Source organism: Rhodococcus sp. IEGM 1351, from assembly GCF_030056875.1.
GTDB classification, from domain to species: domain Bacteria; phylum Actinomycetota; class Actinomycetes; order Mycobacteriales; family Mycobacteriaceae; genus Rhodococcus_F; species Rhodococcus_F opacus.
Window position 1 is genome coordinate 304,250 of the sequence record NZ_JASHKU010000008.1, and the last position, 14,293, is coordinate 318,542.

The following is a 14,293-nucleotide window of genomic DNA, read 5'->3' on the forward strand; positions in this document are numbered from 1 at the left end:
TCAGCGTGGGGCGTACATGATGACGGCCATGCCCAGCAGGCAGATCAGGGCGCCCGAGACGTCCCAGCGGTCCGGGCGGAAACCGTCGGCCACCATGCCCCAGATCAGCGAGCCCGCGACGAACACCCCGCCGTACGCGGCGAGGATGCGGCCGAAGTGGGCGTCCGGCTGCATCGTCGCGACGAACCCGTATGCCCCGAGCGCCGCGACACCGGCGCCGATCCAGATCCGGCCCCGGTGCTCGCGGACGCCCTGCCACACCAGCCAGGCGCCGCCGATCTCGAACAGCGCCGCGACTGCGAACAGCGCGACGGACTTGGCGACCGTCACTCGGCCGGTAGGTCGAGGCCGAGGAGAGCGTTCTCGACGACCTCGGGCAGCGCCGGGTGGATCCAGTACTGCCCCCGCGCCATCTGCTGCGCCGTCAGCCCGAAGCTCATTGCCTGGATCAGCGGCTGGATCACCGTGGACGCCTGGGCGCCGATCACGTGCGCACCGAGCAGCCGCCCGGTGCCGCGTTCGGCGATCACCTTGCACAGGCCCTCGTCGTCCTCCATCGCCCACCCGTAGGCGACGTCGCCGTACGCCTGCACCTTCACCGTGATGTCCCGGCCCGCCTCCCTGGCCTCGGCCTCGGTCAGCCCGACGTGCGCGATCTGCGGGTCGGTGAACACGGCGGCGGGAACGAACCGGTGGTCCGCGGCGCGCAGACCCGACGTGTCCTTCCACGCGTCCTGCAGGAGATTGTGCTGAACGACTCGCGCCTCGTGATTGGCGACGTGCTTGAGCTGGTACGGCGAGGAGACGTCACCGAGCGCGAACACGCCTTCGGCACTGGTCCGTTGGTAATCGTCGACCACGACGCGTCCCTCGTCGTCGAGGTCGATGCCACCGGCGGCGGCCCCGATGGCGTCCCCGTTCGACTGCCGCCCGGTCGCCACCAGGAGAACGTCACCCGAGACGACGGTGCCGTCCTCGAGTTCGACCGCGACGCCGTCACCGTCGCTGCGCACGGCTGCGACGGCGCTGCCGCGGTGCACGTCCCATTTCTTCTGGGCGAGATCCGTGAACCGGCGGGAGACGTCCTCGTCGAGGTGCCGCAGCAGGTGAGAGCTACGCGCGATCAGCGACACCCGGGTGCCCAGCGCGGAGAACACGTGTGCGAACTCGGCGGCGATGTATCCCGCACCGATGATCACCATGCGCTCGGGCAGCTCCGGCAACCGCATGATGTCGTCGTTCGTGTAGTACCGCACGCCGGATTCCCGGACCACGTCGGGGATGATCGGGCGGGATCCGGCCGCGATCACCACCTGATCGGCGGTGACGACCTCCCCGGTTCCGGTGTCGAGGGTTCGTGGGCCCACGAACGTCGCGTGCCCGCGGAACAGCGTGGTGTTCGGGCTGTCCTCGGCGCGGTAGCGCTCCCCGCCGGCCGAGATCGGGTCGATGCGGCCGAAGACCCGTTTGACGATGTCCGGCCAGCGCACCCCCTCGAGCTCCGCGTCGACGCCGTACTTCGCGGAATTGCCGACCGTGCGGGCCACCTCCGCGGCGTAGACGAACATCTTCGTCGGGATGCAACCCACGTTCAGGCACGTCCCGCCGAACGTGCCCTCCTCCAGGATCGCGACCGTCTTGTCCGCGAACCGATCGTCGGGCAGCGAGTTGCCGGACCCCGAACCGATGATCGCCAGATCGAAATGTGTCATCGGTTGGCCTCCGCGGCGTTGTGGCCGTGCAACCAGTCGAGCCAGAGGTCCACTTCGGCGAACGCCTCCGCCCGGGGCTGGTCGGCGGACAGGAACACGTCGTGCCGGGCGCCCGCGATGGGCACGATCGTGGTGCGGTCGCCGAGGCACCCCGCCCAGCGGGCGATCTGCCGGACGTCGAGGACGGCGTCGGCCGTGTCGACCCTGGGGTCGTACCGCGGCGCGAAATACGACGCCTTGGATCGGAGGACCAGGGCGGGAACCCCGATGTCGAGACCCCGGTGCAGTTGGGCATGGCCGCGGCGTACCGCGCGCAGCCACCCGAACGTGACCGGGAAACCGCTCAGCGGCTTCCAGTCGAGGTTGTAGTTCCAGATGCCGTTGCCCTCCACGTGCAGGCTCACGCCGTATGTGTCGAGCCCGGTCTTCGGGATGATCGACTTACGTTTGACGCGCCCGAGCGCATCGACGGCCACCGTCCCCACGTTCCGCAGGTACGACGGACCCTGCAGGTCGAACCACGGGCTATTGAGGATGACCCCGCTGATGCCGAGTGCGGCGGTGCCGCCCGGCTTGCGCTGCAGGCGGTGCAGCCACAGCGGCAGAACCAGACCGCCCGTCGAATGCGCGACCAGCAGGACCTCGCCGTCACCGGTCTGTTCCCGGACCTGGCGCAACGCCTCGTTCAGTTCGGCGTCGTAGAGTGTCAGATCGGAGACGAAGTGCGGCGTCTGGCCCGGTTCGAGCGAGCGCCCGCACTTGCGCAGATCGAGTGCGAAGAACGCGTAACCCTGTTCGGCGAAGTGCTCGGCCAGGTGCTTCTGGAAGAAGTAGTCGGTGAATCCGTGGACGTAGAGCACGGCGCGGCCGGTCTTCCTCGTCTCCTGCGCGGGCTGGTAGCGGATCAGCGTCGCCTTCACCTCGCCCTCGCCGTCGGGGTCGGTGCCGAGAGGGATGGTCAGCTGTTGATAACCGTCGCCGAGAACGTCGGGAGCCCATGTAGTCACAGATCACAATCTAATGTGCGATTCGGGGGCGCGGGGAGGCGCACAATTGGGGCAGGTGATTCTCGCTCATACGCGCGGGTAACCTATCCGGCGAACACGGCAGGCGTATGCGCGTACGGCTATGGACAAGGAAGTCGATACTCCAGTGTCAGATCAGAATGCGGTAGAGACGAAAACGGATGTAGTGCTGGTGGGCGCGGGCATCATGAGCGCGACGCTGGGGGCGATCCTGCGTCAGGTGCAGCCCGATTGGTCGATCACCACATTCGAGCGGCTCGACGCAGTAGCCGCCGAGAGCAGCGACCCGTGGAACAACGCGGGCACCGGCCACTCCGCGCTGTGTGAGCTCAATTACACCCCGCAGAACGCCGACGGCACGGTGGACATCACGAAGGCCGTCAACGTGAACGAGCAGTTCCAGGTGTCGCGGCAGTTCTGGGCGCACGGCGTCGAGAGCGGTGTGCTGACGCAGCCCAAGGAGTTCATCAACCCCATCCCGCACGTGAGCTTCGTGCACGGCGAAGCCAACGCGAAGTACCTGCGGGCCCGCTACGACGCCCTCGCCGGTCACCCCCTGTTCGCGGGTATGGAGTACATCGACGCCCCCGACGAGTTCACCCGTCGCCTGCCGTTGATGGCGAAGGGCCGCGACTTCAGCGATCCCGTCGCTCTCAACTGGACCCAGGACGGCACCGACGTCGACTTCGGCGCCCTGACAAAGCAGCTTCTCGGTTACGTCGGCGCGTCCGGCGGCGTCGTCCACTTCGGGCAAGAGGTCACCGACCTCACCAAGCAGTCCGACGGCACCTGGGTGGTCAAGGTCACCAACCGCCGCAACGGTGTGAAGAAGGTCGTGCGCGCCAAGTTCGTGTTCGTCGGCGCCGGTGGCGGTGCGCTGCACCTGCTGCAGAAGTCCGGCATCGAGGAGGCCAAGGGCTTCGGCGGGTTCCCCGTGAGCGGCGCGTTCCTGCGCTGCACCAACCCGGAGCTCATCGACCAGCACCGCGCCAAGGTCTACGGCAAGGCCGCCGTCGGCGCGCCGCCGATGTCTGTTCCGCACCTCGACACTCGCGTGATCGGCAACAAGCCCGGACTGCTGTTCGGCCCCTACGCCGGCTGGTCGCCCAAGTTCCTCAAGCAGGGCCGCGTCACCGATCTGCCCAGTTCGGTCAAGCCGAACAACCTGCTGTCGATGCTCGGGGTCGGCGTCAGCGAACTCGGTCTCGTCAAGTACCTGATCAGTGAGCTCGCGATGTCCGAGGCCGGCCGGATCGAGACCCTGCGGGAGTTCGTCCCGAAGGCGCTCGGCAAGGACTGGGAGCTGATCACCGCGGGCCAGCGCGTCCAGGTCATCCGTCGAGCCAAGGGCAAGGGCGGTGTCCTCGAGTTCGGCACCGCGGTCGTCAACGCCGCCGACGGCAGCATCGCCGGACTGCTCGGCGCGTCGCCGGGTGCGTCCACCGCGGTGCCCGCCATGCTCGACGTGCTGCAGCGCTGCTTCCCGACCCAGTACGAGTCGTGGAAGCCGAAGCTCCAGGAAATGGTTCCGTCGCTGGGCATCAAGCTCTCCGACGACACGGCACTGTTCTCGCAGGTGTGGGACTGGACGTCGAAGGTGCTCCAGCTCGACACCAGCAAGGTGGAGGACGCGTCGGTCGCGGTCTGATGCACCGCCCGGCCCGGGTCCACGGGCGCGCACACTTGCCGGTGCTGTGCGATAGTTGCCTGTCATGACGGCAACTGCAGCACTCAAGCGTTCGTGGGCACTCGATCTCGACAACAAGACGCTCTACGAGTTGCTCAAGCTCCGCGTAGAGGTCTTCGTCGTCGAGCAGGCGTGCCCGTACCCGGAACTCGACGGCCGTGATCTGCTGGTCGAGACCCGCCACTTCTGGCTGGAACAGGACGGTCAGGTGGTCTGCACCCTCCGGCTCCTCGAGGAGCACGCCGACGGCACCACGTCGTTCCGCATCGGTCGGCTGTGCACGTCGCGGCCGGCGCGCGGTCAGGGACACACGACGCGTCTGCTGCGCGCCGCGCTCGCCGAGGTCGGCGACGCGCCGTGCCGCATCAACGCGCAGACGTATCTGGTGGACATGTACGCCAAGCACGGTTTCAAGCCGGACGGCGAGGAGTTCGTCGAGGACGGCATCCCGCACGTCCCCATGCGGCGCGGCGGCGGTGCCGCCCATGGTGTCGGCGGCGGTGCCGCCCATGGTGTCGGCGGCGGTGTCGCGTACGAGGTGGCGGAGGCGGCCCCGTCGAACGCCGGGCAGTAGGCCCCGACTAGGGTCGTCAGGTGAATGTCCGCGGGGAAGTCCTGTTCGAATCAGGCGCGGTCCCGCCACTGTGACGGATCTCTGACCGGCTGCCACCACCCTGGTTGCCGATCCGGTCTCCCAGCCAGATTGCCGCGGCGTTCGTACCGGCCAAAGCTCTCGGCGAGGAAACCGGGACGTGAAGGGATTGCAGCGTGCGTACGGATCGTGAAGTGGACCAGGTTCGACCCGACTTTTCGTGGGGATTCCCGTTCAGCGCGGTGGTCGGTCAGGACCGGTTGCGGCTGGCCCTCATCCTCTGCGCGGTCCATCCCGGTATCGGCGGCGTCCTCGTCCGCGGTGAGAAGGGGACGGCCAAATCGACGGTGGTCCGCGCTCTCACCGCGCTGCTGCCGGCGGTGCACGACGAGCACGGGACCCGCCCGGCGCGACTGATCGAACTGCCGGTCGGAGCCACGGAAGACCGCGTCGTCGGTTCCCTCGACCTCGAGAAGGTCCTGCGCGACGGTGAGCGCGCGTTCCAACCCGGACTGCTGTCGGCCGCCCATCAGGGTGTTCTCTATGTCGACGAGGTCAATCTTCTGCACGACCATCTGGTCGACGTGCTCCTCGACGCGGCGGCGATGGGCCGCGTCCACATCGAGCGTGACGGCATCTCGCACTCGCACGCCGCGCGGTTCGTGCTGGTCGGCACGATGAATCCTGAGGAGGGCGAGCTCCGGCCGCAGCTCCTCGACCGGTTCGGGCTGGCCGTCGACGTCGCTGCGTCGCGGGAGGTGGACGTGCGCATGGAGGTGGTCCGGCGTCGACTGGACTTCGAGCGTGACCCCGCACGGTTCGCCGAGCGCTACGCCGAGCAGGACGCCGCCTTGGCCGCCGCCATTCTCGAGGCCCGCGACCGGCTCGACTCCGTCGAGCTCGACGACGTCGAGTTGCGCCGAATCTCTTCTCTCTGTGCGTCGTTCGACGTGGACGGCATGCGCGCCGATCTCGTCCTCGCCCGGACCGCGACCGCGCACGCAGCATGGCGGGGCGCCGGCGCCGTCACGGCGGAGGACGTGCGGGTCGCGGCCGAGTTGACCTTGCCACACCGCCGCCGCCGGGATCCGTTCGACGAACCCGGCCTCGATGAACAGCAGCTCGACGACGCTCTCCGTCAGGCCGACGACGACGCCAGGTCCGGTGCCGAGGAACCGCCGGAGCAGGAGCCGGGGCCTCCGCCCGGGACCCCGCCCGGACCGGACGGCGGGGACACCGACCCCGAGGGGCCCGACGATCCCGACGGGCCCGGAGGCGGGGCTCCGGCACCCCCCGAACGCCCGGCCGGGCCGACCGGCACCCAGTTCACCACCAAACTCCTCGAGGTACCCGGAGTCGGCGAGGGCGCGCCGGGCCGGCGTTCCCGTTCGCGCTCCTCCCGCGGTCGCGCGGTGCGCTCGACCGCCGAACAGGGGCACGGACTCCACCTGGTGGGCACGCTCTTCGCCGCCGCCGAGCGGCAGGTGGCCCGCGGCCGGAGCGCTGGTCGGATGATCCTCGACTCCGCCGATCTGCGCGGGGCGATTCGCGAGGGCCGCGAGGGCAACCTCGTGGTGTTCGTCGTGGACGCTTCCGGGTCGATGGCGGCCCGTGACCGATTGTCGGCTGTCACCGGTGCCGTCGTCTCACTGCTGCGCGACGCCTACCAGCGCCGCGACAAGGTGGCGGTGATCACGGTTCGCGGACGCGCCGCGGAACTGGTCCTGCCGCCCACGTCGTCGGTGGACATCGCCGTCCGCCGCCTCCGCGGAATGAAGACTGGCGGCAAATCCCCACTGGCAGAAGGATTTCTGCGTGCGCGTGAGGTCGTGTTGCGGGAACGTCTCCGCGATCCGCAGCGTCGCGCGCTCGTCGTCGCACTGACGGACGGGCGGGCGACGGGCGGCAAGGACGCACTGCACCGGGCCAAGGTGGCCGCGGGGCTGCTCGCCGACAGCTCGGTCGCGTCGGTGGTCGTCGACTGCGAGACAGGCATGGTCCGGCTCGGGCTGGCCGCGGAGCTGGCCCGCCGGCTGCGGGGCGGCTACGTCCGCCTCGGTGAATTGTCCGCGCAGCAGGTCGCGGGCGTCGTCCGCGCCGCAGCGTGATCCGGACGCGGATTCGGTAGGGGAGAGAGAAGACACATGCCCAAGGGTGTTCCCGAGAACGTTCCGAACGACGGCCTCACCACACGTCAACGACGCAACGCTCCCGTGCTCGCGGTCCACACCGGACCGGGCAAGGGGAAGTCGACGGCCGCGTTCGGTATGGCGCTGCGTGCCTGGAATCAGGGATTCGATGTCGGCGTGTTCCAGTTCGTGAAGAGCGCCAAGTGGAAGGTGGGGGAGGAAGCAGCCTTCCGCGCCCTCGGCAAGCTGCACGAGGACACCGGCGTCGGTGGGGCGGTGCAGTGGCACAAGATGGGCGAAGGCTGGTCGTGGACGCGCAAGCACGGCAGCGAGGAAGACCACGCCGCCGCGGCCGCCGAGGGATGGCGCGAGATCGCCCGCCGGCTGGGAGCCGAGGAACACCGGTTCTACGTGCTGGACGAGTTCACGTATCCCCTGAAGTGGGGGTGGGTGGATGTCGACGAGGTGGTCGAGGTCCTGCAGAACCGCCCCGGCAACCAGCACGTGGTGATCACGGGCCGCGACGCCCCGCAGGCACTGATCGACGCCGCGGATCTGGTGACGGAGATGACCAAGATCAAGCATCCGATGGACGCCGGCCGGAAGGGCCAGCGGGGCATCGAGTGGTGACCACGCTCTCCGCGGCGCCCGCGGTGGTCATCGCAGCCCCCGCATCGGGTAGCGGAAAGACCACCGTCGCAACCGGTCTGGTGGGAGCGCTGCGTGAGTCGGGCTGCGCGGTGGCACCGTTCAAGGTCGGCCCCGACTACATCGACCCCGGATACCACGGGCTCGCGGCCGGACGGCCGGGACGCAATCTCGACCCGGTCATGGTGGGCGCGCAGCGGATCGCCCCGCTGTACCGGCACGGCAGTTCGGGATGCGACCTCGCGGTCGTCGAGGGCGTCATGGGCCTGTTCGACGGCAAGATCGACGCCGCGTCGCAGGAGCCGTCGGCCGAGGGATCGACGGCCCAGGTGGCGGCTCTGCTCGGCGCCCCGGTCGTGCTCGTGGTCGACGCCCGCGGGCACAGTCAGAGCCTGGCCGCGGTCCTGCACGGCTTCTCCACCTACGACACCGGGGTCCGCATCGGCGGGGTGATCCTCAACCGGGTGGGAAGTCCGCGGCACGAACAGGTACTGCGGCAGGCATGCGAGCGCGTCGGACTTCCCGTGCTCGGCGCCGTGCCGCGGATGGCCGAACTGGAGGTCCCGTCCCGGCACCTCGGGCTGATCCCGGCGGCGGAGCACGGAGCCGACGCGGTCGACGCCGTCGACGCGATGACCCGATTGGCCGCCCGCCACCTCGACCTGCCCGCCATCCGCGCACTCGCGGCCTCGGCGGTCGACGGGCCGGTGTGGGACCCCGCCGCCGAGGTCGGGCCGATTCCGTCCGGCCCGCGCCCGACCGTGGCGATCGCCGGGGGCCGGGCGTTCACGTTCGGGTACGCCGAACACCGCGAACTCCTGGGTGCCGCCGGTGCCGACGTGATCACGTTCGACCCCCTGCACGACGCGTTGCCGTCCGGCACGAGCGGCGTGGTGCTGCCCGGTGGTTTCCCCGAGGAGCACGCCGTCGCCCTCGCGGAGAACTCCGCGCTCCTGACACAGATACGCGCACTCGCGACAGCGGGGGCGCCGATCCATGCGGAGTGCGCCGGTCTGCTCTACCTCGCCCGAAGCCTCGACGGGCACGCGATGGCCTCCGTGGTCGGGGTCGACGCCTCGTTCGGGTCCCGTCTCACGCTCGGGTACCGCGAGGCGGTGGCGGTCACGGACTCCACACTCTTCGCGGCAGGTGAGCGGGTGGTCGGCCACGAGTTCCATCGCACGTCGCTCGCCGCGGCCGAGGCGGACGGCTTCGCACCGGCCTGGGGCTGGCGACCCTGGGACGGCGACCCTGCGCGCGAGGGTTTCGTGCGCGGCGGCGTGCACGCCTCGTACCTGCACACGCACCCCGCGGGTCACCCGGAGGCGATCACCCGTTTCGTGGCCGCGGCCCGGACCTTCGCCGCGCATGGGTGACGTCAGCGTCGGCGTCGGGTTCCGTGCGGCAGCGGGCAGCGCGGACGTCCTGGCCGCCGTCCGGCACGTGCTGACGTCCACGAACCTGGGTCCGGACGCGACACTGGACTGCCTGTGCACCCTCGACCGCAAGGCCGCGGATCCGGCTGTCCGCGATGCGGCAGCGGCGTTGGGTGTCCCCGTCCGCGGATTCGCCGTGGGGGAACTGGCCGCCGTCGAGGTGGCGAACCCGTCGGACCGGGTGCACTCGGCGACGGGATCGCCGAGCGTCGCGGAAGCGGCGGCGGTGCTCGGCGCGGGCGGCGGGCCCCTGATCATGACCAAGTGGTCCGCGAATGGCGTCGTCGTCGCGGCAGCCCGTAAAGTTTCGTAGGTTCGAGACGAGACGTGCAGGATTTTCTGGAGAAACGGGGAGAGCGCGTGACTGCTGCCACCGGAGACGAGACCAACTACCTGGTCGGACTCAATTTGGCCGATCGTCGTGTGGTCGTGGTCGGTGGCGGAACAGTGGCACAGCGCAGGCTCGGGCTCCTGATCGCATCGGGGGCGCGGGTGCACCTGATCAGCCGCGCGGTCACGCCGGCGGTCGAGGGGATGGCCACCGCGGGACAGATCACAGTGGAACTTCGCGGATACCGGAACGGCGACCTCGCCGACGCCTGGTACGCCATTGCGTGCACGGACGAACCGGACACCAACGCGGCGATCGTCGCCGAGGCGGAGCGGAATCGTGTGTTCTGCGTCCGCGCCGACAACGCCCGCTTCGGCACCGCCGTCACTCCGGCGAGCGCGAGCTACGACGGGATGAGCATCGGCGTGCTGGCCGGCGGCGACCACCGGCGGTCCGCCGCAGTGCGCACCGCCCTCGTCGAGGGCCTGCAATCCGGTGTGGTCGCAGACACCGCCGAGTCACCGGCGGCCGGTGTCGCACTGGTGGGCGGCGGTCCGGGCGACCCCGATCTCATCACCGTGCGCGGCCGCCGACTGCTGGCCCGGGCCGACGTGGTGGTCGCCGACCGCCTCGCCCCGCCGGAACTGCTCGCCGAACTGGGCTCCGACGTCGAGGTCATCGACGCCGCGAAGATTCCCTACGGCCGTGCGATGGCGCAGGAGGCGATCAACGCCGCCCTCATCGAGGGCGCGAAGGCCGGCAAGTTCGTGGTGCGGCTCAAGGGCGGCGACCCGTACGTGTTCGGGCGCGGCTACGAGGAACTCGAGGCGTGCACCGCGGCGGGCGTGCCCGTCACGGTCGTCCCCGGAATCACCAGTGCCATCTCGGTGCCGTCGGCCGCCGGCATCCCGGTCACTCACCGGGGCGTCACCCACGAGTTCGTCGTCGTCAGCGGTCACGTCGCCCCCGACCACCCGGATTCCCTCGTCGACTGGTCGGCGCTGGCCCGGTTGAAGGGCACGATCGTGCTGCTGATGGCCGTCGAGCGCATCGAGGCGTTCGCGACGGTCCTGATGGAGGGCGGACGTCCGGTGGACACCCCGGTCACGGTCATCCAGGAGGGCACGCTGCGCACGCAACGCACCGTGCGCGCCGATCTCCAGACCGTCGCCGCCCGGGTGAAGGAAGAACAGATCCGGCCGCCCGCCATCGTGGTCATCGGGCCCGTGGCCGGGTTTTCTGTGGACGCTGGGTAACGTGAACCCTCGTGTCTGAATCCCGAGTGCCCGAAGGCGCATCCGCGTCGAACAAGTCTGCGGCGAGAGCCACGGTGAATCCGCCCGCCGCCACCCGTGTGATGGGGCTTGCGATCATCGTGCTGAGCGGGCTGCAGATGATGGTGGTCCTCGACGGCACCGTCGCCAACCTGGCGCTCGCGCCGCTGCAAGCCGATCTCGGTCTCAGCGACAGCGGCCGCAACTGGGTGCTGACGTCCTACGCGCTGGCGTTCGGTGGCCTCATGCTCCTCGGCGGACGGCTCGGCGACGCGTTCGGCCGGAAGAAGATGTTCGTCGGCGGTGTCGCCCTGTTCACCGTCGCCTCGCTGCTGTGCGGTCTCGCGGTGGGCGAGTTCATGCTGATCGCCGCCCGGTTCCTGCAGGGTGTCGGCGCCGCGGTGGCGTCCCCGACGGCGCTGGCCCTGGTCGCGACCACGTTCGCGGCCGGACCTGCGCGTAACCAGGCCATCGCGATCTTCGCGGCCATGACGGGCATCGGATCGATCGCGGGCTTGATCATCGGCGGCGCGCTCACCGAGGTGTCGTGGCGACTGATCTTCCTCATCAACGTGCCCATCGGTGTCGTCATCGTGGGGTGCGCGTTCGTGGCATTGAAGGAGACCGCGGGCGAGCGCCTGGCCCTCGACGTTCCCGGGGCGGTTCTCGCCACGGTCGCGGCGACGGGCGTCGTATTCGCGCTGACCGAGGGTCCGGAACTCGGCTGGGGGAGTCCCTACGTGATCGGGGCGCTCGTCGCCGGACTGCTGCTGTTCTGCGCGTTCCTGTACGTCGAACGGACCGCCGACAACCCGCTGCTGCCGTTCTCCCTGTTCCGCGACAAGAATCGGGTGGCGACGCTCGTCGCGATCTTCTTCGCCGGTGCCGTCATGTTCACCGTCGCCGCCTTCGTCGCGTTGTTCGTCCAGGACATTCTCGGTTACAGCCCCCTCGAGGCGGGCCTCGCGTTCATCCCGTTCGCGTTCGGCCTCGGCGGCGCGGCCGCGGTGGCGTCCAAGCTCGCCGTGCGGATCCAGCCCCGGTGGCTCGTGGTCGCCGGCGCGGCGATCATGGTGGTCGGGCTGCTCTACGGCTCGACCCTCGACAGTTCCGCCACCTACCTCGGCAACCTGTTCGTGCCGGTCATCGGGATCGGATTCGGTGTCGGACTTGCCGTCGTCCCGCTCCCGCTGTGCGCCATCGCCGGAGTGTCGGAGACGGAGATCGGTCCGCTCGCCGCCATCGCCCAGGTGGCGCAAACCCTCGGCGGACCCCTCGCCCTGGCCGTCATCGGGGCGATGGCCACCTCACGCACGCTGTCCCTCGGCGGCATCTCCGGCAAGGTCGCCGACATGAATCCGACGCAACTCGAGGCGCTCGGCAACGGGTACACCTTCGCCCTCGTCGGCAGCGCAGGCTGCGCCCTCATCGCGGGACTGGCCGCGATGTTCATCCGCTTCACCCCGCAACAGGTCGCGCAGGCGCAGGCCGCCGAGAAGGCCGCGCAACAGGCGTGAACGCGGTCCGGCCCGGTTTCGGCCCGGTTGTCGGACGCCGTCTATAGCATCCGGTCATGGATTACAAAATCGAGCTGATCATCCTGCCGGTGTCCGACGTGGACCGGGCCAAGACGTTTTACGCCGACCAGGTCGGCTTCGTCGTCGATCACGACCACCGCGTGAACGAGAACATGCGTTTCGTCCAGCTCACACCGCCCGGGTCGGCGTGCTCAATCGCCGTCGGTGAGGGCCTGGTCGACACCCCGCCCGGCTCGGTGCACGGGTTGCAGATCGTCATCGACGACGCCGATGCCGCCCACGCCGAGCTGTCGACCCGCGGCGTTCCCGTCAGCGAGGTGCAGGACCTGGCGTGGGGGCGCTTCGTGTACTTCGCCGATCCCGACGGCAACGAGTGGGCGCTGCAGCAGCTTCCGCCACGCAGCTGACCGGCGGCCGGTAGCAGAAATCGGCCTACCCGAGCGCGACGAGCGGAGCATGATGATCCTGTGGTCACGCCCTCCCGCTCGTCCGTCACGGGGGCAGCCGCGGCGGTCCTGCTCCTGGCTTCCTGCGTAGCCGGGGGTTCGGCCGCCGCCGCGCCTGCGCCCGACGCACCGGATCCTCGCGTCGGCCCGCTGTTCCTGGCCGGCACACCGCTCCACGTCTGCACCGGATCGGTTCTGGACAGCGCGGACGGCGACCTCGTGCTCACTGCCGCTCACTGCATCGCAGGGTCCGGCGGTGCGCTGTCGTTCGCACCCGGATTCGATCGTGGCGTGTCCCCGTTCGGACTGTGGACGGTGTCTCAGATCTACGTCGACCCCGCCTGGCTGGAGTCGCAGGACCCGCAGCACGACTACGCCGTTCTCCGGGTGGCCCCGAGCGGAACCACTGTGCCGGCGTCCGTCGAATCGGTGGTCGGTGGGGGATTCGAGTTGGCGTCCGCGCCCGAACCCGCGACAACCGTGGCCGTGACCGGCTATCCGACCCTCGGTGACGGTCCGGTGTCGTGCACCGCCGCGACCACGTCGACGGACAGCTACCCCACGGTGGTCTGCGACGGGCTGGGCGAGGGAACGAGCGGCGGCCCGTGGATCACGGGTTCGCGGGTCGTCGCCCTCGTCGGCGGCCTCGACCACGGCGGGTGCACCGACTCGGTGTCCTACTCGCCGACGTTCGGTTCCGGAACGATCGCCCTGCTGGACCGCGCGGAGCGTCGCGGTGCCGGCGACTCGACACCGTTCGCCCTCGCCGGCGCCTGCACCCGATCCTGACCGACCGTGTCAGCGTGGGGCAGGCCGGTACCGGCGGACGGGCCTGCCCGCGCCCCCGTATTCGAGCCGGACCTCCAGCAGACCCTCGGACAGGTAGTGCTCGAGGTAACGGCGCACGCTGACCCGGGACAGTCCGGCGAGTTCGGCGCATTCGGTCGACGACAGCTCGCCCTTCGACCGCAGGATGTCGAGCACCAGGCGCCCGGTTTCGGCGCTGAGCCCCTTGGGGAGCCGGCTCGGTTCCGGATTCCTGCCCTTGCCCCCGAACAGGGAGTCGATCAGGGATTGGTCTGCGCCGGACTGTGATTCGAGGGCGCGGGCGCGGCGGCGGAAGTTCTCGAGTTTTTCCTGCAGCTGCGTGTAGTCGAACGGTTTGACCAGATAATCGGAGGCGCCGCCGTGTAGCGCGCGGCTGACGGTGTCGATCTCCCGGGCGGCGGTGATCATGATGACGCCGACCGCGTTGCCCTCCGCGCGCAGTTGTTGCAGGACGTCGAGGCCGGACATGTCCGGCAGGTACACGTCGAGGAGCACGAGGTCGGGGTGTGCGGTGCACACCGATTCGAGGGCCTCGGCGGCGGTACGCGCCACCCCGACGGTGGTGAACCCCGGTGTCTTGTCGACGAATCGGCGGTGAATCTCCGCGACCATGAAGTCGTCGTCGACGACCAGGACCTCATACATCG

General features: G+C 69.7%; 14 protein-coding genes. 10 read left to right on the plus strand and 4 right to left on the minus strand.

Translation table 11 applies throughout. The features are described 5' to 3' along the window. Genes QM806_RS16940 through QM806_RS16950 form a run of 3 tightly spaced genes read right to left on the minus strand, consistent with a single transcriptional unit; the run spans window position 1 to window position 2,719 of the window. Complete coding sequence (locus tag QM806_RS16940; RefSeq protein WP_005565591.1) at window positions 1-330, minus strand: YnfA family protein; 330 nt, start codon at window positions 328-330, stop codon at window positions 1-3. Beyond that, entirely contained in the window at window positions 327-1,712 is a 1,386-nt protein-coding gene (gene mtr, locus QM806_RS16945; protein WP_005565589.1) for a mycothione reductase, read from the minus strand. The genes QM806_RS16940 and mtr overlap by 4 nt, the downstream gene beginning before the upstream one ends. Beyond that, window positions 1,709-2,719: an alpha/beta hydrolase gene (locus tag QM806_RS16950; RefSeq protein ID WP_054247404.1), complete on the minus strand. Its 1,011-nt coding sequence runs from the start codon at window positions 2,717-2,719 to the stop codon at window positions 1,709-1,711. The genes mtr and QM806_RS16950 overlap by 4 nt, the downstream gene beginning before the upstream one ends. A 121-nt stretch (window positions 2,720-2,840) precedes the next feature. Between QM806_RS16950 and mqo the strand changes: the two genes are divergently transcribed. The 10 genes from mqo to QM806_RS17000 all read left to right on the plus strand — a co-directional run bounded on the left by mqo (window position 2,841) and on the right by QM806_RS17000 (window position 13,607). Next, a complete protein-coding gene (mqo, locus tag QM806_RS16955) occupies window positions 2,841-4,385 on the plus strand; it encodes a malate dehydrogenase (quinone) (RefSeq protein WP_169695101.1) in 1,545 nt (514 codons plus the stop codon). 64 nt (window positions 4,386-4,449) lie between these two features. Continuing rightward, window positions 4,450-4,998 carry a GNAT family N-acetyltransferase gene (locus tag QM806_RS16960; protein ID WP_005565587.1) on the plus strand — a complete coding sequence of 183 codons (549 nt, stop codon included), beginning with the start codon at window positions 4,450-4,452 and terminating at the stop codon, window positions 4,996-4,998. Window positions 4,999-5,210: 212 nt separating this feature from the next. After that, window positions 5,211-7,124 carry a VWA domain-containing protein gene (locus QM806_RS16965; protein ID WP_120659256.1) on the plus strand — a complete coding sequence of 638 codons (1,914 nt, stop codon included), beginning with the start codon at window positions 5,211-5,213 and terminating at the stop codon, window positions 7,122-7,124. Window positions 7,125-7,160: 36 nt separating this feature from the next. Then, entirely contained in the window at window positions 7,161-7,775 is a 615-nt protein-coding gene (gene cobO / locus QM806_RS16970) for a cob(I)yrinic acid a,c-diamide adenosyltransferase (RefSeq protein WP_120659255.1), read from the plus strand. After that, the gene (locus QM806_RS16975) at window positions 7,769-9,169 is read left to right on the plus strand and encodes a cobyrinic acid a,c-diamide synthase CobB (RefSeq protein ID WP_120659254.1); all 1,401 of its coding nucleotides are present in this window, start codon (window positions 7,769-7,771) and stop codon (window positions 9,167-9,169) included. The genes cobO and QM806_RS16975 overlap by 7 nt, the downstream gene beginning before the upstream one ends. Next, entirely contained in the window at window positions 9,162-9,542 is a 381-nt protein-coding gene (locus tag QM806_RS16980; RefSeq protein ID WP_005259267.1) for a cobalamin biosynthesis protein, read from the plus strand. The genes QM806_RS16975 and QM806_RS16980 overlap by 8 nt, the downstream gene beginning before the upstream one ends. A gap of 47 nt (window positions 9,543-9,589) precedes the next feature. Continuing rightward, window positions 9,590-10,816, plus strand: a complete 1,227-nt coding sequence (cobA, locus tag QM806_RS16985) for a uroporphyrinogen-III C-methyltransferase (protein ID WP_169695601.1) — start codon at window positions 9,590-9,592, stop codon at window positions 10,814-10,816. Window positions 10,817-10,917: 101 nt separating this feature from the next. Further along, the gene (locus tag QM806_RS16990; RefSeq protein WP_051055328.1) at window positions 10,918-12,351 is read left to right on the plus strand and encodes an MFS transporter; all 1,434 of its coding nucleotides are present in this window, start codon (window positions 10,918-10,920) and stop codon (window positions 12,349-12,351) included. Window positions 12,352-12,407: 56 nt separating this feature from the next. Then, window positions 12,408-12,779 carry a glyoxalase superfamily protein gene (locus tag QM806_RS16995; RefSeq protein ID WP_169695600.1) on the plus strand — a complete coding sequence of 124 codons (372 nt, stop codon included), beginning with the start codon at window positions 12,408-12,410 and terminating at the stop codon, window positions 12,777-12,779. 60 nt (window positions 12,780-12,839) lie between these two features. Continuing rightward, entirely contained in the window at window positions 12,840-13,607 is a 768-nt protein-coding gene (locus tag QM806_RS17000; protein WP_169695599.1) for a trypsin-like serine peptidase, read from the plus strand. Between the two features lie 9 nt (window positions 13,608-13,616). On the opposite strand, the gene QM806_RS17005 is transcribed toward QM806_RS17000, so the two are convergent. Further along, entirely contained in the window at window positions 13,617-14,291 is a 675-nt protein-coding gene (locus tag QM806_RS17005) for a response regulator (protein ID WP_169695598.1), read from the minus strand. Window positions 14,292-14,293: the final 2 nt, after the last annotated feature.

What these genes read in the sequence shown, in the direction of transcription:
- mtr (WP_005565589.1), bottom strand. Translation starts at nt 1,712, where the DNA reads ATGACACATTTCGATCTGGCGATCATCGGTTCGGGGTCCGGCAACTCG.
- mqo (WP_169695101.1), top strand. Translation starts at nt 2,841, where the DNA reads ATGGACAAGGAAGTCGATACTCCAGTGTCAGATCAGAATGCGGTAGAG.
- QM806_RS16960 (WP_005565587.1), top strand. Translation starts at nt 4,450, where the DNA reads ATGACGGCAACTGCAGCACTCAAGCGTTCGTGGGCACTCGATCTCGAC.
- cobO (WP_120659255.1), top strand. Translation starts at nt 7,161, where the DNA reads ATGCCCAAGGGTGTTCCCGAGAACGTTCCGAACGACGGCCTCACCACA.
- QM806_RS16980 (WP_005259267.1), top strand. Translation starts at nt 9,162, where the DNA reads ATGGGTGACGTCAGCGTCGGCGTCGGGTTCCGTGCGGCAGCGGGCAGC.
- QM806_RS16990 (WP_051055328.1), top strand. Translation starts at nt 10,918, where the DNA reads ATGGGGCTTGCGATCATCGTGCTGAGCGGGCTGCAGATGATGGTGGTC.
- QM806_RS16995 (WP_169695600.1), top strand. Translation starts at nt 12,408, where the DNA reads ATGGATTACAAAATCGAGCTGATCATCCTGCCGGTGTCCGACGTGGAC.
- QM806_RS17005 (WP_169695598.1), bottom strand. Translation starts at nt 14,291, where the DNA reads ATGTATGAGGTCCTGGTCGTCGACGACGACTTCATGGTCGCGGAGATT.